Raw genomic sequence first — 19,527 nt, 5'->3', positions numbered from 1 at the left:
CCTCTACTTCGATTCGGAGGCCGCGGCGGGAGGCGGCGGAGCGGCATCCGGGGCCGGCTTCGGCTTCTCGGACTCGCGTGACGACTCGATGTCGTAGCGCACGGCCGGCCGGTCCTGCAGGTCCGTGGTCACTCCTCCCTTTTCGAAGCCCACCACGCGCACCGTCGTCACCTTCCCCGGTTCCGCGTTGAAGGTGTAGCTGGACTGCACCTTGAAGCGGTAGCCCTCGAGGTAGCTGAACACCCCGAAGCCATGGCCGCGGTAGACGAGCCGCACGGCCACCTGGTGCTGGCCCGGCACGATGCGGCCGCTGAAGATCTCGAACTCCCGGTTCTTGGACAGCTCCTCGGTCTCGTCCGTGCGGGTGTAGATGGGAGCGCCGTCCAGCGCGTACACCACCGACTCCAGCACGAACGAGTCACCCATCTCGTTGCGGTGCACGAGCACCGCGCGCGCTCCGGTGGAGAGGTCTCCTCCCAGCACCGTCTCCTGCAGCAACTGCAGGCGGGCCTTGGAGCGGTAGATCTTCTCCTTCAGGTCGACGACCTGCTCCTCGAGCGTGCGCACCCGGGTGTTGAAGGCCTCGTCCGCCGTGCGGGCCTGCGACGCGGCGGGAGCCTGCGCCGGAGCGGCGGGCGAAGCGGCCTCCGTGGGCGCGGGCGTGGAAACGGCGGAAGGGCCCTGCTGCCCGAAGGCAGGGGCCCACATGGCCGTGCACGCCACGGCCAGCACGCGAGCGGCCCGCCACACGGCCCTAGCCGCCCTTCTTCAGCTCCGTCAGCACCAGCTTGGCCACCGCCTTGAGCGTGTCGAACACGCCGACGCCGGTGGGCGCCACCGCCTGGTACTCGGGGATGTTGCGCAGGTTGAGCGACTTGCGCATCTCCTCCACCGTCACCGCGTTGGGCAGGTCCCGCTTGTTGTACTGCATCACGTACGGGATCTTGTTCAGGTCGTAGCCCTGCTCGGCCAGGTTGATGCGGAGGTTCTCCAACGACTCCATGTTGGCCTCCATGCGCTCGACCTGGCTGTCGGCGACGAACACCACGCCGTCCACGCCCTTGAGGATGAGCTTGCGGCTGGCGTCGTAGAAGACCTGGCCCGGCACCGTGTACAGGTGGAAGCGCGTCTTGAAGCCGCGGATCTCACCGAGCGACAGCGGGAGGAAGTCGAAGAAGAGCGTGCGATCCGTCTCGGTGGAGAGCGAGATGAGCTTGCCCTTCGTCTCCGCGGCGGTCTTGTTGTAGATGTACTGCAGGTTCGTCGTCTTCCCGCACAACCCGGGACCGTAGTAGACGATCTTGCAGTTGATTTCGCGAGACGAGTAGTTGATGAAGGACATGGCTTCTCGGGTTACTCGCTGAAGAGGTTGTCGATATCGTCGTCGGAAATCTCGGCGAACGGCGAGCCGACCCCGGGACCATCCGTCTTCTTCACGAGGCTCTCGAAGATCTTGGTCAGCTCGTCACTGGCCTTCTTGATGCGCAAGCGCACCAGGCCGAGGCTGGTCCGGTTGTCGAAGATGACGACCAGCACCACCCGGCTCCCGACGATGGTCATGTACAACGAGTCCTTGGCCCCTTCGTGGAATTGATGGGGGAACTCGTTTTCGCCAATCAGCTTCGCGAGACCGCCCATCGCCGCCACGTTACCGGCCGTCAGCGAGGCCAGTGAGGTGGTGTCGATGTTCTGCGTCTGTCCCGCGGAAGAGATGAGTTGCCCGTTCTTGTCGACGAGGAACACCACCTTCGCGTTCGCGTCCTTGGTCAGCCGGTCGCAAACCGCGTTGATCTTGGTGAACTCCTCTTCGTACATCACCAGTTGCGTGCCCATGGGCGTTTACGCTCCTAAGCGTCTCGCTCGACCTTGACTCCCGCGGCCCCCGAAGGTTTCCGGAATGAATTTCGGAGGTTAGGTGCGGCGCTCCCGACCGGGGGAGCTTTAGCAAAGCCCTTCCAACCCGGCAAGAAGCCACCTCTATCCCTGGAACCAGGTGCTCCCGGGGCTGGCGTGCAGGCACGTGCCCACAGAGGTTGCCTGCTCGGGGCCAGCGGGAGGGGTGAGGGGCTCATTGAGGAGGGCATCTTCCGAGGTAGGAAGGGGAGGTGGAAACCCGGTCGCTTCCAGTTTCGAGGGGACCTGTCGAGTCTTCACTATACTCCGGCCGTGCCGTTCCGCTCCCTTCCCTTTTTCGCCATTCTCCTACTTGCGCTCACCTTGGGAGCGCCGATCAGCGCGTGGGCCCAGGGGGAGTCCGCGGAGTGGGCCTCGGTGCGGTTGCGCTACGGGCTGGCCTTCCGGGAGGGGGCGCAGGAGGCGGGCCCGGCGGTGTCGTACTCGGGCATGACGCCCAATGACGTGGCGCTGGGGCTCACCGCGTTCGGCGGGGGCTGGTGGGGCGGGTGGGCCCGTGTGCAGCGCGAGGGCTTCCGTCTCTCACTGGGCTCGGAGTCCGTGACGGGGGGCGCGTTGGTGAGGGCCTCGGTGGGACCGGCGGCGCGCGTCTTCCTGGGGCCGGTGCGCGCGGAGTTGAGCGCGGGTTACGGCTTCGCGCAGCTGCCGGTCTTCTCTTCCAGTGCGGGACAGGTGCAGCTCGTGCCCACGGCGCGCCATGCCGTGCTGGTGGGGGCCCGCGTGGTGGTGCCGTTGCCCTGGCGCCTGCGCGCGGAGGTGCGCGGGGAGCTGCCGGTGTTGTCCATCGGCTCCTCGTCGAATGGCTTCGCGGCCGGAGGAGCGCTGCTCGTCCCGGTGCTGCGGCGAGGCGGGTGGGGCGGGGCGCTGGTGCTGGATTACCAGTACGTGCGTGATGCGCTGACGACGGCGGATGGCGTGGTGTCGAGCCAGACCATCAGCCGCGCGGGCGTGGCGTTCGAGCTCTCCCTGGGAGGAGCGGAGACGGAGCGGCGGCCGGAGACGGGCGAGCTCTTGCTGACGGTGGTGGACGCGGACACCGGCCTGCCGCTCCCCGAGGCCCGGGTGGTGCTGACGGCGGGCGGAGTGGAGCAGGCGCCCCGGGTGGCGGGTGTGGACGGGCGGTTGCCGGACGTGGTGCTGCCGCCGGGAGAGGTGCTCGCGCGGGTGAGCGCGGGGGGCTACCAGCCCGCGGAGGAGCGCGTCACCGTGACGGCCGGCGAGCGCGCGGAGTTGGTGGTGCGGGCGCGTCCGGAGCCGCGCGTGGGAACCCTGCGGGTGACGGTGGTGGATGCTCGCGGTGGCAAGCCCCTGCCGGGCGCGGCCGTGTCCGTGGGCTCCCGCGAGTTCCGCACCGACGCGACAGGTCAGGTTCGCGTGGAGGGGCTGCCGCCTGGTCCCTTGGAGGTGAAAGTATCAGCCGAGGGCTTCCGGACGGCGCAGGAGGCGGTGGTCATCGCCGTGGGGACGGAGACGGAGCTGCCCGTCACGCTGGTGTCCGGGCGGCAGGGAGCGCTCGCCACCCTGTCCGGGCAGGTGCGCAGTGTGCGGAAGGGCAAGCCCCTGAAGGCCCTGGTGTTCATCCCCGAGGCGAAGATCCGCCGTCGTACGGACGCCCGGGGGTCTTTCCAGGTCCAACTCAAGCAAGGTAGGTATCGTCTCGTCTTCTCGGCTCCCGGACATCTGTCCCAGACCAAGGTCGTCACCGTCCGCGAAGGCGAACAAGCCATCTTCAACGTCGATCTCTTCCCCAAATCCCGGTGAGCTCCCTCCGTCCACGTCTCGTGTCCGCTCTGTGTCTGCTGCTGGCCACCGCCTGCGGAGACGAGGAGCCCGTGCCCGCCCCCGTGCCCGCGCCGCCTCCTCCCGCCGTCGTGGAGCAGAAGCCGGTGGCGGTGCCGGAGGCGAAGGCCGTGGAGCTCGCGCGGCTCGAGAGCGTAAAGGGCGAGGCGCGGCTGGAGCGCGGGGGCAAGCAGTCGCCTGCGGTGCAGGGCCCTCTGTCGCGGGGTGACGCGGTGGAGACGGGCGCGGACGGAAGCGTCACGGTGCGCTTCGCCGACGGGCGCACGGTGGAGGTGGGGCCGGATGCGCGCTTCGTGCTGGAGGAGGACTCGAGTGGCGTGGTGATGGCGGTGTCGCGTGGCTTCGTGCTGTCGCGGGTGCCGGCGGACCAGCCGAAGGGGCCTGCGGGCCCGAAGGTGCAGCTCACCCTGCTCACCCCATTCGGTCTCACGCGCGTGGGCTCGGACGGCAGCGCGGTGAAGGTGGACGTGGGCCCGGACGAGGGCCGCGTGGAAGTGCTGCTGGGCACGGTGGAGGTGGTGGCGAAGAACGGGCAGACGGTGAAGGCCGAGCAGGGCCAGGTGGCGTCGGTGAAGGTGGGGGGAGTGACGACGCGTGTGCTGGAGCTGGCGCCCGTCGAGGTGACGGTGCATGCCGGGACGGGCCGCGCCGAGTGGCGCCAGAAGGGCAGTGCCCGGTGGCGCGGGGTGGACCGGGATGGCGAGTCGCTCAAGGCCGGTGACAGCGTGCGCGTGCGCCAGGGCACGGCGCTGCTGAAGCTGGAGGGCTCGGAGTCCACGCTCTCGCTGGGTGCTGGGGGCGAGCTGGTGGTGGAGGACGTGTCCCGGGCGGGCTCGACGGAAGAGGCGCGGTTGGACCTGCGCAAGGGCGAGCTGGGGTTGATGCTGGCCTCGGGGCGTGCCAGCCGGGTGGTGTTGCCGGGACTGTCGCTGGAGAGCAGCGGGGAGGCCCGGCTCGAGGTGCGGCGTACCGGGGATGGCTTCACCGTGGATTCTCGCGCGGGTGACGTGACGCTGGTGCGCGGTGGGGCTCGCGAGCCGCTGCACGCGGGCGAGCGCGCCACCGTGGCGGGCGAGGCCACCGCGAAGGTCGAGGCGCTGGCGCGGGCACCGCTCGCGCTGCCCTCCATCGAGGGCCAGCAGGTGTTCCAGCGGCGCCTGCCGGAGGTGTCCCTCACGTGGGAGGAGGCGGGCGAGGTGCGGGTGGAGGTGGCCTCGGACGCGGACTTCAAGAAGCCGGTGCTGGCGGGTGCGGCCCGGAATGGCTTCGTCAACGTGACGCCTCCGGCGCGGGGCTCGCTGTTCTGGCGGGTGCGGCGGCCGGACGGCTCGGTGGTGGCGCGGGGCAATGCGTCCTTCGGGCCGGAGCGCTCCACGAAGGGCGAGCTGGACCGGTTGCGCAACCGGGTACCCGAGGGGCCGGAGAAGACGACCATCTTCTTCCAGGACAAGCCGCCGGCCGTCACCTTCACCTGTGAGGCGGTGCAGGGCGCGGCGTCCTACCGGGTGGCGGTGTACCGGACCGGCGAGCTGCGCCAGCCCGTGGCGGAGCGGACCGCCTCCGCGCCCCAGGTGCCTCTCGAGGCCGGTATCCTGAACGAGGGCAGCTTCCTCTGGTCCGTCACCCCGGTGGCTCCGAGCGGCCAGCCCATCCGCGGCGGGCGGATGAACAAGCTGGAGCTCGTCTTCGACAACTCGGTGCCCACGCTCGTCATCAACGCCCCCCGGGAGGGCCAGCGCGCGGGGCCTCGCGTGCGCGTGTCGGGAGTGGCCCCGGTGGATTCGAAGCTCTCCGTGAACGGACGGCCGGTGAACCTCGACTCGAAACACCGGTTCAATACCTGGGTGGTGCCGGAGGGACGGCCACCCCTCGTGGTATTCAAGCTGTCACGTCCCCGCGCACCGGATGTGTATACGGTGCGCACCCTGAAGTGAGGCCCGCATGACGACGCCCGACGCCGGAAAGGTCGCTGGAGGCAGTCCCGACGCTCAGCTCCGGGCCTATGGCCAGTACGTGCTGGTGCGCAAGCTGGCCGAGGGCGGCATGGCGGAGATCTTCCTCGCCAAGCGGGTGGGCGCGGACGGCTTCGAGCGCAACGTCGTCATCAAGCGGATGTTGGCCCATCTCTCGGGCCTGCCCGAGTTCGTGGACATGTTCCGCGACGAGGCCCGGCTGGCGGCGAAGCTGTCGCACCCGAACATCGTGCAGATCCAGGACCTGGGCTTCACGGACGGCTGCTACTACATCTGCATGGAGTACCTGCCGGGGGAGGACTTCTCCACCACGGTGCGCACGGCGAGCTTCCGGGGCGAGTACGTCCCGGTGCCGCTGGTGATGCGGGTGCTGGCGGACGCGGCGCGGGGCCTGCACTACGCCCACGAGTTCTCCGATGAGACGGGACGGCGGCTGAACATCGTCCACCGCGACATCTCGCCCTCGAACCTGTACGTGACGTACGAGGGCCAGGTGAAGGTGCTGGACTTCGGCATCTCCAAGTACGAGTCGCGCCAGGCCCAGACGCGCACCGGCGTGGTGAAGGGCAAGTACATCTACATGGCTCCGGAGCAGGCGCGGGGCGCCCCGGTGGACCAGCGCGCGGACGTCTTCGCGCTGGGCGTGAGCCTCTACGAGGCGCTCACCCACGTGCGGCCCTTCGCCCGGGACAACGACCTGGCGGTGCTCAACGCGCTGCTGGAGGGAGACTTCCAGCCGCCCCGGGAGCTGCGGCCCGACCTGTCCCCGGAGCTGGAGATGGTGGTGCTCCGGGCGATGTCCTACGACCCCGACGAGCGCTACGCCACCGCCGCGGAGTTCGCGGACGACCTGGAGCACCTCCTGTCGAAGGAGCCCCAGCGCACGACGGGCTCCCAGTTGGCCGCGTACCTGCGCACCAGCTTCGGCGAGGAGCGCTACGCGGAGAAGACGCGCATCCCGACGATCACGACGCTGAAGCAGTCCGGGCTCTCCATTCCGGAGACGGTCGCCGGGTCCTCGATGCGGCTGTCGGGCTCCATGCCCTCCGTTTCCGTCGAGGTGCGGACGGGAGCTGTTCCCTCCCAGCCCGGGACGAACGGTACGATGGCCGGGTCCTCGCGCTGGCGTGGCGTCGTCGCGGGTGTCGTGGCGGGGTGCCTGCTGCTGGCGGGAGGGGCGTTCGTGGTGGGGCGCAAGGTCGGGACGGCTCCCTCGGAGCCCGTGGCACCGCCGGCGGCGCAGCCCGTGGCCCAGGCCGCTCCGCCCTCGACGCCCGAGTCCCCGCCTCCGGCCCCCACGGAGACAGCTCCCGCGTCACCGGAAGCCGCGGTGCCGGGGAGTGTCGTGGCCGCCGTCGCCGAGGCCGTTCCTTCTTCCGCCCAGGTTCCGCCCGCCCAGACGGCGCTGGCCGCCGCGACGGAGTCCACCGAGGCTCCACCCGCCGAGCAGGCCGAGCCCCCCGCCGCGAAGGTGTCGTCGCGGACGCAGAAGCGCGTGACGCTGGAGGCCGCGGACATCCAGAAGGTGGTGTCGCGCAACCGGGCGCGCATCATGTCGTGCTTCGAGCAGTACAAGCGCGACCTGCCCTCGGACGAGGGCAACGTGCAGGTGCGCTTCACCATCATCTCCTCGGGCAAGGCGAACGCGACCACGCAGGGGCCGCTGGCGGCGCGGCCCGTGGGCAAGTGCCTGGAGAAGCAGGTGGAGCGCCTGCGCTTCCCGGCTCATCGCGACAAGGAAGTGACGGTGGTGCTGCCCTTCGGCTACCGCGTGACGCGGTAGCCGGGGCGGCTCACAGCTCGCGCCGGGCGCTGAGCGCCTTGGCCAGCGTGGCCTGGTCGGCGTACTCGAGGTCCCCGCCCATGGGCAGGCCCTGGGCGATGCGGCTCACCCGGATGCCCATCGGCTTGAGCAGCCGCGTGAGGTAGAGCGCGGTGGCCTCGCCCTCCACGTCCGGGTTGGTGGCGAGGATGATCTCCTCGACATGGCCGTCCCCCAGACGCGTGAGCAACTCCTTGATGCGCAGCTGCTCGGGGCCCACGCCGTCCAGCGGCGAGAGCACGCCGTGCAGCACGTGGTAGCGCCCCTTGAACTCGCGGGTGCGCTCCAGGGCCATCAGGTCCGCGAACGTCTCCACGACGCACAACGTGCGCTCGTCGCGCCGGTTGTCCCGGCAGAAGCCGCACAGCTCCGAGTCCGTCAGGGAGAAGCAGCGGGCGCACAGGTGCACCTTCTCCTTCACCTCGCGGATGGCCTGGGAGAGCTCCTGGGCGTACTCGCCCGGGGCGCGGAGGATGTGGAACGCCAGCCGCTGCGCGGTCTTCTCCCCGATGCCGGGGAGCTTCGCGAGCTGGGCGACCAGCCGGTTGAGCGGATCAGGAGTCATTCGCCAATCAAGTAATGCCGGGGATCTTCACGCCGCCCGAGATCTTTCCGAGCTCGCGCTGCATCTTCTCACGGCTGCTCGCCAGGGCGGCGTTGACGCCGGCGGTGACCAGGTCCTCGAGCATTCCCAGGTCGTTGGGGTCCACGAGGGACTTGTCGATCTTGATGCTCTTGATCTCCTGGACGCAGTTGGCGACCACGGTGACGCGGCCGTCGCCGGCCTTGGCCTCGACGGTCTCCTCGGCCAGCTCCTTCTTGCGCTGTTCGATCTTCTCCGTGAGCTTGTTGGCCTGACGGATGAAGTAGTTCAAGTCGATGCCGGGCATGCGCTTCCTCGTAGGACATGCGAGCGGGTGTCGGAAGACCGCTCGGTGTAGTGCGAAACGCGCACCCTAGCGTCGGGCGAGCCGGTTGTCAGGGGCTCTCGTCGGGGAGGTCGTTCGCCGGGGCGGCTACCGGGCGCGCGGGCTGGTCGTACACCTGGATGTGTTCGATTTCGCCCCCCAGGAACTTCAGGGTGGCGCGGATGGCGGGGTGGCTGCGCACACGGCCCTCGGTGCTCTTCTCGTAGGCGGCGCGCTCCTGGGCATCCTCCTGGGCGATGCTGATGAGGCTCGAGCCAGTGCTCTGCTGGGCCTCGTTCTCGGAGATGTCCTGCACCAGAAGCTTCGTGGGGCGGCCGAAGTGCTCGGAGAGGGCCTTCTCGACGATGGCGCGCCCGGCGCCTCCAGCCACGGTCGTCTTGTGGAAGCCGTCCTTGGGCGTGTAGGCGATCGCCACCTCGCCCTCGCGGATCCACAGCAGGCGGCCGCAGGCGAGCGACTTGGCGTGCCGGCCGGAGGCATCGCGCACGGTGTCCACCGTCGAGCGCCACCGGTCCTGGAGCGGCTTCCGGGGGTTGTCGCGGCCCGAGGCGGCCATGGGAACCGCGGCGCGCCCCGCGTGGTGGACGTCGAAGGGCCGGACGGACTCGGCCTCCGGCTCCGGCTCGGCGAGGGAAACGGGTGGCGCGTCCGGCAGGCACTCACCGGAGGCGCAGCCCTCGGGAGAAGCTTCCTCGGGGAAGTAGCGCTCGTCGTCGACGGGAGGAGGGGGCTGCGGCGGCTGCGGGGGCAGGCGCACGTTCGTCACGCGCACCACGGGCTGTGTGGGCGCGGGAGCCTCGGGAGCCCGCGCGACGGGCGCGGGGCCGCCCCGGGACATGCCAAAAGGCGGCGAGGCCGGAGCCATGGCGGACCGGACGGGCTCGGCCGCCTGGACAGGAGGTGCCGGGGCTCGCGGGGCCGAGGCCATGGGCGCCGGACTCCGGGCCTCCACCGGATGCGACGGAGCCATGGCCGCCGCAGGAGGTGCGGCGGGCTCGGGCGCGCGAGGCAGTGGGGCAGGGGCCCGGGCGGGCTCCGGGGGACGCTCAGTGGGAGCGAAAGTTGGCGGGACTGGAGCGACCTCCGGGCGCCCCAGCAGCTACCTTGCGCGCGTCCTCGGTGGGACCGAGGCCGGAAGCGAGACGATCCACCCGGGCGAGCAGCTCCGGGATGGAGCCCACTGGCGAGAGCTGGATGGCCTTGAGCAGCGCCATCTCCAGGGCGAGCCGGGGATGGGCCGCGCGTGACACCTCCCACACGCACCCGTGCACCACGTCGAAGAGGCGGGAGATCTGCGCCGGGTCCGCCTCCTTGGCCAGCGCGGTGAGCGCGTTGCGCTCGGACTCGGCGAGCTCCGCGGGGGCCTCGCCCAGCGTCTTGGCGACGAAGAGGTGGCGCAGCTGCAGCGCGAGCTCCTCGGTGAGGCGCTTGAGGTCCGTGCCGCGGTTGAAGACCTCCTCCACGCGCTCGAGCACGCCCTTCGCGTCCTTGCGCACCAGCGCCTCGGCGAAGCCCTGCACCACCGTGCGATCGATGGCGCCGAGCGCGTCGGCGACGTCCTCGTCCTTGGGCTCGGGGCCGCAGGCGGAGAAGATCTGATCCAGGAGGCTGAGCGCGTCGCGCATGCCGCCCTCGGACTGGCGCACCACCATGGAGAGCGCCCGCTCGGAGATGGCGACCTTCTCCTGCTCGCAGATGTACTTGAGCCGCTGGAGCATCACGGCGGCGGAGATGCGGCGGAAGTTGTGACGCTGGCAGCGCGAGAGGATGGTGTCCGGGAGCTTGTGGGCCTCGGTGGTCGCGAAGATGAACTTCACGTGACCGGGCGGCTCCTCGAGCGTCTTCAGGAGCGCGTTGAACGCGGCTCCCGAGAGCATGTGGACCTCGTCGATGATGTAGATCTTGTGCCGGTCGCGCTGCGGCAGGTACTTGGCGTTCTCGCGGATCTCGCGGACGTTCTCCACGCCGTTGTTGGAGGCACCGTCGATCTCCGCCACGTCCACCGACGTCCCCGCGGCGATCTCCGTGCACGCCTGGCACTTGCCACAGGGCTCGGGGGTGGGGCCGTGCTCACAGTTGAGGGCCTTGGCGAGCAGGCGGGCGGCGGTCGTCTTGCCCACGCCTCGAGGGCCGCAGAACAGGTAGGCGTGCGCCACCCGGTTCATCTTGATGGCGTTGGCGACCGTCCGGACCACGTGCTCCTGGCCGGTCATGTCGTCGAAGGTCTGCGGGCGCCATTTACGGGCGAGGACGAGGTAGCTCATGGGGGCGGCGAATCTAAACACGGAGAACACCCCAGCGCACAACTTCCATGCACCGCCCGCTCTACTTTTCCAGTCCTGCCCGGAAGTCCACGAATGGGACGAATGAGGTCGGGTGCGGTTCACTCCTTGTCCAGGGGCCTGCTTCGCCTCCTGGCTTGCGCTTCCACGAGAGGGCGGGGAGAGTCGCGAGGCCCTTCCCATGACCGTGTCCGCGCCCGTCTCCGCTCCTCCGCCCTCCGCTATTCCGGCTTCCGAGGTGCCACTCTCCGAGAAGCGTCCGCGGTGGCCGCTCGTGGTTCTACTGGGCGGGATCGGGCTGTTGCCCGCGCTCATCGCGGTGGCGCAGCTCGGGCGCATCCACCCGGACGAGGTGTACCAGCTGCTCGAGCCGGCCTGGTTTCGCGCCCATGGCTATGGGGTGCTGGCCTGGGAGTGGCGCACGGGTCTGCGCAACTGGGCGATGCCCGGACTGGCCTCGTGGCTGTTGCGGCTGGCGGACGTGCTGGGACTCACGCACCCGGTGGCGTACCGGGCGCTGATCGCCGTGCCGCAGGTGGCGCTGCATGGGTGGATGTTGTGGGCCGCATACCGCTACGCCGAGCGCCGGGCGGGACGCTCGGGCGGCCTCTTCGCGCTATTCGCCGTGGGTTTGTATGGGCCGGTGCTCGTCTTCGCGGGCCGCACGTTGGGCGAGTCGCTTTCCACCGCCTTCCTCGTGGTGGCCCTGGAGGCGCTCGACCGTACCGAGCGCCCGATGCGCGCGGGCCTGGTGGGCGGACTGGCGCTGGGACTGGCGGTGGTGGCGCGCTACGGCTCGGCGGTGGTGGTGCTGGCGGCGCTCGTCTGGCTGGCGGCGGCCTGGCGGTGGCGGGTGCTCGCCTTCGCCTGCCTCGGGGGACTCGTCGTCGCGCTGGGCCTGGGGGCCCTCGATTGGGCGACGTGGGGCAAGCCCTTCCATTCCTTCTTTGCCTACGTGGACTTCAACGTCCTCTCCGGGCAGGCCGCGAGGCAGTTCGGCGCTTCACCGCCGGGCTTCTACCTGTGGCCCTTCCTCTCCGGGTTGCCCCTCTGGCTCTGGGCCGTGGTTCCCCAGGGGCTCAGCTCCCTGCGCCAGCGGTTCGCCATCTCCCTCCCGGTCTTCTGCGCGGGGGCCTACCTCCTCGCCATCACCACTACGGCCCATAAGGAGGAGCGATTCCTCTACCCGGCACTGGTGCTCCTGACGCTGGCCGCGGCTCCGGCCCTGGCCGCCCTCGTCCTGGCTCGCGAGAGTACCCGTTCGAGGTGGGGGCTGGGCGCGGTGGCCCTGGCCACCACGCTGCTGGCGGGGTTCTTCTTCCCGCCGGTGGACCTGCGGGGAGACCAGTTCCGCGCCATCGTCCAGGCCACGCGAGGGGAGGGCGCTCGCGGACTGCTCATCGTCAACGAGGGCCTGTGGGGAGCGGGGGGGTTCTTCTACATCGGCAAGAACATCCCCTGGCTCACCTGTGACTGGCCCCATGACGCCAACTTCCAGGCGGCCATGCGGGACGGGCGCTTCAACCGTGCCGTCACCTTCGAGGGCCGGGCCCTGGCGGAGCTCCAGTCGGCCGGCTTCCACGTGGTGGGCCGGGTGGGCCGCGAGACGCTGCTCGCGCGGGACTGAGGGGCAAAAAAGAAAGAGCCGAATCCTCTTTCGAGGATTCGGCTCCTTCACAAGAACGGCCGGGACACACGCGGAGGTGCGCTACCGTTGCTTCCTTCCGGACCTGGCGGGGTTCACGTCCCCACGTTGTCCCGACCACAAGCTCTTGGTACTGCGAAACAAACTACGGAGAGGGTGGGATTCGAACCCACGATACCCTTTCAGATATACACGCGTTCCAGGCGTGCGCCTTCAACCGCTCGGCCACCTCTCCATGAGACATTCTGCGGAGAGCGTAGGATTCGAACCTACGATACCGTTCCCGGTATGCCTGATTTCGAGTCAGGTGCCTTCGACCACTCGGCCAGCTCTCCAATATTCACTTGTCGCGTTTCTTCTCGCGCAGTCGCTCGAAGAAATCCTTCAGCATCTGGCGGCTCTCGTCCGCCAATATTCCACTCATCACCTGGAGCCGGTGGTTGTGCCGGGGCTCCTCGGCGAGGTTGTAGAGCGAACCAACAGCTCCAGCTTTCGGGTCCATCGTTCCGAAAACCAGCCGCGTGACCCTCGACTGAACCAGCGCTCCGGCGCACATCGCACACGGCTCCAGCGTCACATACAGGGTGACACCCGTGAGCCGCCATGCTCCTAGCGCCTTGGCTGCTGCGTCCAGCGCGAAGATCTCCGCGTGGGCCAGGGGATTCCGGTCGATTTCCCTGCGATTGAAGCCGACGCCGATGATTTTGCCATCGTGTACGGCCACCGCACCAACAGGGACTTCCCCGAGTCCAGCGGCTTCCCGCGCGAGCGCGAGTGCCTGCTGCATGAAAGCTTCGTCCAGACTCATGAGGGAATGAGACGGGGGAAAGGTTGGCGCTCCCTGGAGGATTCGAACCTCCGGCCTTCGGATTCGTAGTCCGACGCTCTATCCAGCTGAGCTAAGGGAGCTTGCCGTTTCCTTCACCGCATCTACCACAACCGCGAACTCTGTACCACAACCACTTTCGCGCTACCACAACCAAGATGAGTGGCGGAGAGAGAGGGATTCGAACCCTCGATACCCTTTCGAGTATGCAGGTTTAGCAAACCTGTGCCTTCAGCCTCTCGGCCATCTCTCCACTGCCTTTACTGTCAAAGAACCGCGCACAGCAACAACAAAAACGGAGGAGGTAGGATTCGAACCTACGGGAAGCTTGCGCCACCTGCGGTTTTCAAGACCGCTGCCTTCAGCCGCTCGGCCACTCCTCCACTGCTTGGAGCCGCGCGGGCCACCGAACTGCGTGGGCCGCCCTTCTACATCATCCGGGGCCCATTGCAACAACGTTATCGGGCCCCGGAAGCTGACAGCACGCCGGCTACAGCGGCCGGAGTTCCTTGAGCCCTCCCATGTAGGGCACCAACGCCTCCGGGATGGCGATGCTTCCGTCCTCCCGCTGGTAGTTCTCGAGGATGGCGATGGTCGTCCGCCCCACGGCCAGGCCACTGCCATTGAGCGTGTGGAGGAGCTGGGGCTTGTCCCCCTTCTGGGCCCGGTAGCGGATTTTGGCCCGGCGCGCCTGGAAGTCACCGCAGTCCGAGCAGGAGGAGATCTCCCGGTACGTCCCCTGACCAGGCAGCCAGACCTCGATGTCGTAGGTCTTCCGGGCGCCGAAGCCCATGTCCCCGGTGCACAGCAGCATCACCCGGTGGTGCAGCCCCAGGCGCCGGAGGATGTCGCACGCGTCGTCCGTCATCTTCTCCAGCTCGTCGAGGCTGGTGTCCGGCGTGGCGAATTTCACCAGCTCCACCTTGTGGAACTGGTGCTGGCGGATGAGGCCGCGGGTGTCCTTGCCGGCCGAGCCCGCCTCGGCGCGGAAGCACGGGCTGAAGGCGCAGTACTTCCGGGGCAGCTGGTCCCCGTCCAGAATCTCATCCGCGTGGTAGTTGGTGACGGGCACCTCGGAGGTGGGGATGAGGAAGCGCTCGGGCTCGCCCACCGTCTTGAAGGCGTCCTCCTCGAACTTGGGCAGCTGGCCGGTGCCCATCATCGTCTCGCGCAGCACCAGGTAGGGCGGCAGCATCTCGACGTACCCCTTGGGGGTGTGCACGTCGATCATGAAGCTCACCAGGGCGCGCTCCAACCGGGCGAGCGCTCCCTTGTAGAAGGCGAAGCGCGAGCCGGACACCTTCGCGGCGCGCTCGAAGTCCAGCATGCCCAGCTTCTCACCCAGCTCGAAGTGCTGCTTGGGGGTGAAGGGGAGGTTGGGCTTCTCGCCCCAGATGCGCACCTGGACGTTGTCCTCGGCGCCGCCACCCACGGGCACGGACTCGTGGGGGATGTTGGGGATGACCAGCAGGATGCGGCTGAGCTCCTCCTCTACTTCCTTGAGGCGGGACTCCTTCTCCTTGATGGTCTGCGAGACGGTGCGCATCTCCCCGCGCAGGGCCTCGAGCGCGGCCGGATCCTCCTTGGCCTTGCGCTTCATCTCCTCGTTGGCCGTGTTGCGGCGCGCGGAGAGTGACTCCATGGCCACATAGAGGTCGCGCCGTTCCGACACGAGGCTCTTGAAGGGGCCGAGGTCCAGACTGCCGCCCCGGGACTGCAGCCGGGCGACCACCGCATCGAAGTTCTGCGCGACGTTCTTGAGATCCAGCATGGCGGGGCGGTTGTAGTCACCCCGCGCGGGCCGGGCAAGGCAGGAAGTACCCGGGCGCCCGGAAACGGACGCCCGGGGAGTCCAGCGGGCTACTCGAGGAAGGTGATCTCGTCCGCGACTTCCTTGCGCTCCACCGCGTCTTCCTTGCTGTTGGCCATGTACTCCTCGAAGGCCTTGACGGCGTCCTTCTTCTTGCCCTTCTCCTTGTAGGCGTAGCCCAGGTGGTACCAGATGTCGGCCCGCTTCGGCTCGAGCTTGGAGGCCTTCACGTAGAAGTCGATGGCCTTGGCGTACTGGTTCAGCTCGCTCCAGGCGCGGCCCATCTTGAAGTAGACGGCCGTCTGGGCCGGGTCCGCCTTGAGGACCTGCTCGTAGGAGCGGATGGCCTCGCGCCAGCGCGCGGCGGCGAAGTGCGTGTTGCCAATGGAGGCGATCACCCCGGTGTGCTTGGGCTCCACCTTGAGCGCGGCCTGGAAGGCGTCGAGGGCTTCGTCGAACTCGCTGCGCTCCAGGTGGGCCTGGCCGAGGGCCTCGTGGGCGCTGACCATCTTCGGATCGATCGCCACGGCCTCCTGCCACTCCTTGATGGCCTCGGGCAGCTGCTTGGCGTCCTGGTAGAGGAGACCGGAGGCGTAGCGGTAGTCGGCCCGCTTGGGCGAGCGCTCCACCGCGGCCCGCATGCTCTCGATGGCCGGGGTGTAGTCGCCGCCCGGCACCGCCGCCAGATCCACCTTGTCCTTGAGGGCCTTGGCGCGAGCCGCGGCCTTCAACTGGGCCACCAGCACCTGGGCCATGTAGAAGTTGGCCTCGGGATTGGAGGGCTCGCTCTTGAGGGCCAGGGTCAGGTTGACCTCGGCCTCCTTGAAGCTGTTGGTGGCCTCCGTCTCCTTGCCCTCGGGGGCGGCCTTGCCCTTGTCGAGCTGGACGGCGGCCAGGGTGATGAGCGTGCCCGCCGAGCGAGGCTCGGCCTTCTTGGCCTGGTCCAGCTCGGCCAGGGCGTCGTCCAGCTTGCCCTGACGCCACAGCACGATGCCGCGATGCAGGCGGGCGCCCCGGAGCGTGTACGGATCCAGCTCCAGCGCGCGCTCCGCCTCCTTCTGGGCCTTGTCCAGGTCCCCGGCGAGCAGCGCCAGGCGCGACAGCCCGAGGTGCGCATCCGCGAGGTGGGCGTCGAGCGAGACCGCACGCTCGAGGGCCTCCTGGGCCCGGGCGGTGTCGTCCTCGGCGAGCGCCAGCTCACCCAGGCCCAGCTGCACCCAGGCGTTGTCAGCCGCCAGGGCGGCGGCCGCCTCGAAGGAGGCCTTGGCCTGCTCGTTGTGGCGCAGGCGCAGGTGGAAGCGGCCCAGGGCCACATGGGCCTCGACGAGCTTCTCGTCGGCCTTGATGGCGCGCGTGTAGTGCTGCTCGGCGGTGGTGTTGCTGTCACGCGCCTCGTCGATGCGGCCGTTGAGGTACTCGAGGCGGGCGTTGTTCTTGAAGCGCTTGTGGGCGTCCTCCACCTGCCTCTGCGCGTCCTGCACCTTGCCGAGCGCCACCAGGGTGGAGATGTAGCCATCCGTGGCCTCGAGGTTCTGCGGCTCGGCCTTGGCCACCTGCTCGTACAAGGGCAGGGAGTCCTGGAACTTGCGCTGCGTCTGCAGCACGCGCGCCAGGTAGCTCTTGAGGAGCAGGGACTTGGCGTCCTTCTCCATCGCCGCGCGCATTTCCTTCTCGGCGTCCTCGAGCTTGCCCTGCTGGAAGAGGGCGATGCCCTTGAAGGTGCGGGCGCGCGACAGCTCTGTCGGGCTCATCTTCGCCTGGCCCTTCTCGTCGAGCGCGCGCTCGGCGGCCTCGAGGCCCTTCTGCGCGTCCTTGCGCAGCATCAGCTCCACCGAGGCCAGCTCCACCGCGGAGATGAGGTGGGTCTCATCCACCTTGAGCGCGGCCTCGTAGGCCTTGGCGGCCTCATCCGCCTTGCCGGCGGCCTGGTAGACGTTGCCGAGCGCGTGGTGGGCACGGGTCAGCTCGGGCTGTGCCTTCAGCACCCGGGTGAGGGTGTCGATGGCCTCCGTGCTGTCCTTCTTCTTGGCCATCTGGGCCTCGGCGAGCAGCAGGCCCAGCTCGGCATCGGCCTGGTTGCCGTCGCGGCTCCAGGCGTCCTTGGCCAGCTGGATGGCCGTGCCGGGCTCACCCGCGATGAGGGCCTTGCCCACCAGGTACTTGGTGTACTCGATGTTCTTCTCCCCCAGCAGCTCCAGGTTCCCGGCCTCCTCCTCGGTGCGGCAGCGGGTCACCTCGTTACCGTTGGCGGCCCAGAAACGGCGCTGGAGGTGGAAGACGGCCTGGCACCAGATGGCGCGCACCTCGGGGTACTCGTCCCCGGCCAGCACCTTCGTCGTCAGCGCGTAGGCCTGCTTGTAGTCCTCGAAGGAGCCCTTGAGCATCGCCTTGCGCGCGGTCTCGACGTCCGCGTGCTGCGAGCTGCCGGGCTTCACCTTGGCGGGCATGAACTTCTTCAACCCGAAGGCGCCATAGCGCGTGGCGCTGAAGCTGAAGCCCACGATGAGCACCAGCAGCACCGCCGCGACGGAGACGACCAGCTTCAGGCGCTGCTTCACCTTGCCGAGGAAGATCTCCAGCTTGGTGGTGCTGTCCGTCACCGCCACCGGAGCCATGCGGCCGCCGTACATCTGCTGCAGCTTCTCCATGTTGGCGGCGGAGTTGGCGTTGGCCTTGGAGCCGGGCTCGGTGGCGGCCGCGGGCGGCGCGGCGGCGGCGACGGCGGGAGTCCCCGGCCCCTCCATCAGCTTCTGGATGGCCGCGGCGAAGGTGGGCACCGTGCCGATGGGCGTCCAGGAGTCTCCGTCGTTGGAGACGTCCTCGTTGCCCAGGAGCTGGCCGTCCTCGAGCATCTTGACGACGACGCCCTCCTCGAACGGGCCGAATACCTTGCCGGAGCGGCGGCGCACGTGGAAGCGGCGCACGTTGGACTTCGCCTTGTTGGCGCCGCTGTCCTTGGCCGCGTCGTCGATGAAGCTCAGCATCTCCAGGCCGTCCGCCGTGCCCGGGTTGGTGAGCGGCGGCAGCGGCGCGGAGAGGTCCGCCTCGAGGTCATCCCCAGCGGCCAGGGGCGCGGAGGGATCGAACTCGAGCGCGTCGGGGATGGAGGCGTCGGCGGACGCCATGGGCGCCGCGGGCGGAGGCTCCGAGAAGTCCATGCCCACGTCCACCGTGGAGGGCGCGGGCTCCGCGAAGCCCATGCCCGCCGGCGCGCCCGGAGCGGGAGGCAGGGCGAAGGGATCCTCGTCGGCGAAGGGATCCGCCGAGGCCGCCGGCGCGGGAGGCATGGCGAACGGATCGGCCTCCTCCACGACGTCAGCGGCGGGCAGGCCGAACGGGTCGTCCGCACCGGAATCCGCGGCGAACGGATCCGCGGCCGGCGGGGGAGGCAGGGCGAAGGGATCGGCCTCCTCGGGGGCGACGGGAGCGGGAGGCAGGCCGAAGGGATCCTCGGCGCCACCGGCGGCGTACGGATCCTCGGCGGGCGGAGGCGGCAGGTCGAACGTGTCCACCTCGGACGTGTTCGGCTGGTGCGTCGCCAGGAACGAGTCATCGGCGGAGGCGTACGGGTTGTCCGCGGGCGGAGGCGGCAGCGCGATGGCTCCCGCGGGCGTGGCGGCGTACGGGTAGGGCTCCTCGGCGCTGGGAGGCGGCGGCAGGCCGATGGCGTCTGCGGCGGCGTAGGGATCCGCGGCATACGGATCGCCGTACGGGTTGCCGGCCGGAGGCGGCGGCAGGGCGATGGCGTCTCCCTGCGGGGGCGCGGCGGCGTACGGATCCTCGACGTAGTCGAAGCCGCCCGCGTTGTCCGCGTAGCCATCGGAGGCGCCGGGCAGGGGCACGGCGTCGCCCTGCGCGCCCGCGTACGGATCATTGCCGTACGGGTTGCTCGCGTACGGATCGCTCGCGCCGGGCAGTGGGATGGCGCCGCCCTGGGCCTCGCTCACGTCATAGCCGGCCGCCGATTGGGACGGATCGTAGCCCTGCGCGGGGTCGGAGTAGTCCGCGGAGGGCATGGCGGCACCGGGCAGCGGGATGGCCTGCGAGGTGCTGGGATCGCGGTAGGCCGCGCTCGGCACGGGCATCGAGACGACGCGCGTGGTCTCGGCCTCGGCGGGCCGCTGGAAGTCATCGTAGGCCGCGTACGGATCCGGCTGGGGCGCGGCGGCACCGGGCAGCGGGATGGCGGCGGGAGCGGGAGGCGGCGCGCTGACCGGCTCCTCGGCCTTGATGGGGAAGGTGTTCTGGCACCGGGCACACTTGAGCTTCGCGCCGCCCGGCGGGATCCGCTTGTCATCGATGTTGTAATTCGTCTGGCAAGACGGGCAGGAGACTTTCATGGGTTTCCTTCAGCGGGGGCTGGACGGTCGCGAGCGGCCGCGCTCCCGCGGCGGGCGAAGGTTATCAGAGGCATTTTCCGGGCGGCAAAGAACGAGACGTCTCCCCGGGGACATCGCCCCGGCGGCAGGGCAGGCGGGCAGGGGACCCCCCTCCCGGGCGCCCCCGGTGACGCTCCTGTTGCCCGG

14 protein-coding genes, 5 tRNA genes and 1 other RNA gene are annotated in these 19,527 nt (G+C 69.4%); 4 read left to right on the top strand and 16 right to left on the bottom strand.

Features of this window, described 5'->3' with window-relative positions; all coding sequences use genetic code 11:
• Nucleotides 1-3: 3 nt before the first annotated feature.
• The 3 genes from BO221_RS51165 to mglB are packed head-to-tail and all read right to left on the bottom strand — an operon-like array spanning nucleotide 4 to nucleotide 1,833.
• Nucleotides 4-708, bottom strand: coding sequence for a dihydrolipoamide acetyltransferase (locus BO221_RS51165; protein WP_083682782.1), 705 nt, complete (start codon nucleotides 706-708; stop codon nucleotides 4-6).
• Between the two features lie 46 nt (nucleotides 709-754).
• Nucleotides 755-1,342, bottom strand: coding sequence for a gliding-motility regulator Ras-like GTPase MglA (gene mglA, locus BO221_RS51160; RefSeq protein ID WP_073568240.1), 588 nt, complete (start codon nucleotides 1,340-1,342; stop codon nucleotides 755-757).
• A gap of 11 nt (nucleotides 1,343-1,353) precedes the next feature.
• The gene (gene mglB / locus BO221_RS51155; protein WP_002626753.1) at nucleotides 1,354-1,833 is read right to left on the bottom strand and encodes a gliding-motility regulator GTPase-activating protein MglB; all 480 of its coding nucleotides are present in this window, start codon (nucleotides 1,831-1,833) and stop codon (nucleotides 1,354-1,356) included.
• Between the two features lie 384 nt (nucleotides 1,834-2,217).
• Between mglB and BO221_RS57560 the strand changes: the two genes are divergently transcribed.
• Genes BO221_RS57560 through BO221_RS51140 form a run of 3 tightly spaced genes read left to right on the top strand, consistent with a single transcriptional unit; the run spans nucleotide 2,218 to nucleotide 7,470 of the window.
• Nucleotides 2,218-3,675, top strand: coding sequence for a collagen binding domain-containing protein (locus BO221_RS57560; RefSeq protein WP_304528738.1), 1,458 nt, complete (start codon nucleotides 2,218-2,220; stop codon nucleotides 3,673-3,675).
• A 20-nt stretch (nucleotides 3,676-3,695) separates the two neighbouring features.
• A complete protein-coding gene (locus BO221_RS51145; protein ID WP_233166645.1) occupies nucleotides 3,696-5,648 on the top strand; it encodes a FecR domain-containing protein in 1,953 nt (650 codons plus the stop codon).
• Between the two features lie 7 nt (nucleotides 5,649-5,655).
• Complete coding sequence (locus BO221_RS51140) at nucleotides 5,656-7,470, top strand: protein kinase (RefSeq protein ID WP_073568238.1); 1,815 nt, start codon at nucleotides 5,656-5,658, stop codon at nucleotides 7,468-7,470.
• Nucleotides 7,471-7,480: 10 nt separating this feature from the next.
• On the opposite strand, the gene recR is transcribed toward BO221_RS51140, so the two are convergent.
• The 4 genes from recR to dnaX form a co-directional block, all read right to left on the bottom strand.
• Complete coding sequence (gene recR / locus BO221_RS51135; RefSeq protein ID WP_043399060.1) at nucleotides 7,481-8,074, bottom strand: recombination mediator RecR; 594 nt, start codon at nucleotides 8,072-8,074, stop codon at nucleotides 7,481-7,483.
• Between the two features lie 7 nt (nucleotides 8,075-8,081).
• The gene (locus BO221_RS51130; protein ID WP_043399057.1) at nucleotides 8,082-8,399 is read right to left on the bottom strand and encodes a YbaB/EbfC family nucleoid-associated protein; all 318 of its coding nucleotides are present in this window, start codon (nucleotides 8,397-8,399) and stop codon (nucleotides 8,082-8,084) included.
• A gap of 88 nt (nucleotides 8,400-8,487) precedes the next feature.
• Nucleotides 8,488-9,366: a DNA polymerase III subunit gamma/tau gene (locus tag BO221_RS51125; RefSeq protein WP_233166644.1), complete on the bottom strand. Its 879-nt coding sequence runs from the start codon at nucleotides 9,364-9,366 to the stop codon at nucleotides 8,488-8,490.
• Between the two features lie 118 nt (nucleotides 9,367-9,484).
• A complete protein-coding gene (gene dnaX, locus BO221_RS51120) occupies nucleotides 9,485-10,702 on the bottom strand; it encodes a DNA polymerase III subunit gamma/tau (RefSeq protein WP_073568237.1) in 1,218 nt (405 codons plus the stop codon).
• Nucleotides 10,703-10,901: 199 nt separating this feature from the next.
• Between dnaX and BO221_RS51115 the strand changes: the two genes are divergently transcribed.
• Nucleotides 10,902-12,347: a mannosyltransferase gene (locus tag BO221_RS51115; protein ID WP_073568236.1), complete on the top strand. Its 1,446-nt coding sequence runs from the start codon at nucleotides 10,902-10,904 to the stop codon at nucleotides 12,345-12,347.
• Between the two features lie 51 nt (nucleotides 12,348-12,398).
• Here the strand turns inward: BO221_RS51115 and ffs are convergent.
• The 9 genes from ffs to BO221_RS51070 form a co-directional block, all read right to left on the bottom strand.
• Nucleotides 12,399-12,487, bottom strand: an RNA gene (ffs, locus tag BO221_RS51110) — signal recognition particle sRNA small type.
• A gap of 26 nt (nucleotides 12,488-12,513) precedes the next feature.
• A tRNA-Ser gene (locus BO221_RS51105) sits at nucleotides 12,514-12,600 on the bottom strand.
• A gap of 13 nt (nucleotides 12,601-12,613) precedes the next feature.
• Nucleotides 12,614-12,700, bottom strand: a tRNA-Ser gene (locus BO221_RS51100).
• Nucleotides 12,701-12,705: 5 nt separating this feature from the next.
• A complete protein-coding gene (tadA, locus tag BO221_RS51095; RefSeq protein ID WP_073568235.1) occupies nucleotides 12,706-13,173 on the bottom strand; it encodes a tRNA adenosine(34) deaminase TadA in 468 nt (155 codons plus the stop codon).
• 24 nt (nucleotides 13,174-13,197) lie between these two features.
• Nucleotides 13,198-13,274, bottom strand: a tRNA-Arg gene (locus tag BO221_RS51090).
• 80 nt (nucleotides 13,275-13,354) lie between these two features.
• Nucleotides 13,355-13,444, bottom strand: a tRNA-Ser gene (locus BO221_RS51085).
• Nucleotides 13,445-13,487: 43 nt separating this feature from the next.
• Nucleotides 13,488-13,574 (bottom strand) — tRNA-Ser (locus BO221_RS51080).
• Between the two features lie 107 nt (nucleotides 13,575-13,681).
• Nucleotides 13,682-14,962, bottom strand: a complete 1,281-nt coding sequence (gene serS / locus BO221_RS51075) for a serine--tRNA ligase (RefSeq protein ID WP_073568234.1) — start codon at nucleotides 14,960-14,962, stop codon at nucleotides 13,682-13,684.
• A gap of 89 nt (nucleotides 14,963-15,051) precedes the next feature.
• The gene (locus tag BO221_RS51070) at nucleotides 15,052-19,341 is read right to left on the bottom strand and encodes a tetratricopeptide repeat protein (RefSeq protein ID WP_073568233.1); all 4,290 of its coding nucleotides are present in this window, start codon (nucleotides 19,339-19,341) and stop codon (nucleotides 15,052-15,054) included.
• Between the last annotated feature and the right edge of the window lie 186 nt (nucleotides 19,342-19,527).

Origin of the sequence: Archangium sp. Cb G35 (assembly GCF_001896145.1) — a bacterium.
Classification (GTDB): Bacteria; Myxococcota; Myxococcia; order Myxococcales; family Myxococcaceae; genus Archangium; species Archangium violaceum.
Note: the sequence above shows the minus strand (reverse complement) of the source record. Positions and strands in the feature narration are given on the sequence as shown.

What these genes read in the sequence shown, in the direction of transcription:
- serS (WP_073568234.1), bottom strand. Translation starts at nt 14,962, where the DNA reads ATGCTGGATCTCAAGAACGTCGCGCAGAACTTCGATGCGGTGGTCGCC.
- recR (WP_043399060.1), bottom strand. Translation starts at nt 8,074, where the DNA reads ATGACTCCTGATCCGCTCAACCGGCTGGTCGCCCAGCTCGCGAAGCTC.
- BO221_RS51115 (WP_073568236.1), top strand. Translation starts at nt 10,902, where the DNA reads ATGACCGTGTCCGCGCCCGTCTCCGCTCCTCCGCCCTCCGCTATTCCG.
- mglB (WP_002626753.1), bottom strand. Translation starts at nt 1,833, where the DNA reads ATGGGCACGCAACTGGTGATGTACGAAGAGGAGTTCACCAAGATCAAC.
- BO221_RS51140 (WP_073568238.1), top strand. Translation starts at nt 5,656, where the DNA reads ATGACGACGCCCGACGCCGGAAAGGTCGCTGGAGGCAGTCCCGACGCT.
- mglA (WP_073568240.1), bottom strand. Translation starts at nt 1,342, where the DNA reads ATGTCCTTCATCAACTACTCGTCTCGCGAAATCAACTGCAAGATCGTC.
- dnaX (WP_073568237.1), bottom strand. Translation starts at nt 10,702, where the DNA reads ATGAGCTACCTCGTCCTCGCCCGTAAATGGCGCCCGCAGACCTTCGAC.
- BO221_RS51070 (WP_073568233.1), bottom strand. Translation starts at nt 19,341, where the DNA reads ATGAAAGTCTCCTGCCCGTCTTGCCAGACGAATTACAACATCGATGAC.
- BO221_RS51125 (WP_233166644.1), bottom strand. Translation starts at nt 9,366, where the DNA reads ATGGCCTCGGCCCCGCGAGCCCCGGCACCTCCTGTCCAGGCGGCCGAG.
- tadA (WP_073568235.1), bottom strand. Translation starts at nt 13,173, where the DNA reads ATGAGTCTGGACGAAGCTTTCATGCAGCAGGCACTCGCGCTCGCGCGG.
- BO221_RS51130 (WP_043399057.1), bottom strand. Translation starts at nt 8,399, where the DNA reads ATGCCCGGCATCGACTTGAACTACTTCATCCGTCAGGCCAACAAGCTC.
- BO221_RS51165 (WP_083682782.1), bottom strand. Translation starts at nt 708, where the DNA reads ATGTGGGCCCCTGCCTTCGGGCAGCAGGGCCCTTCCGCCGTTTCCACG.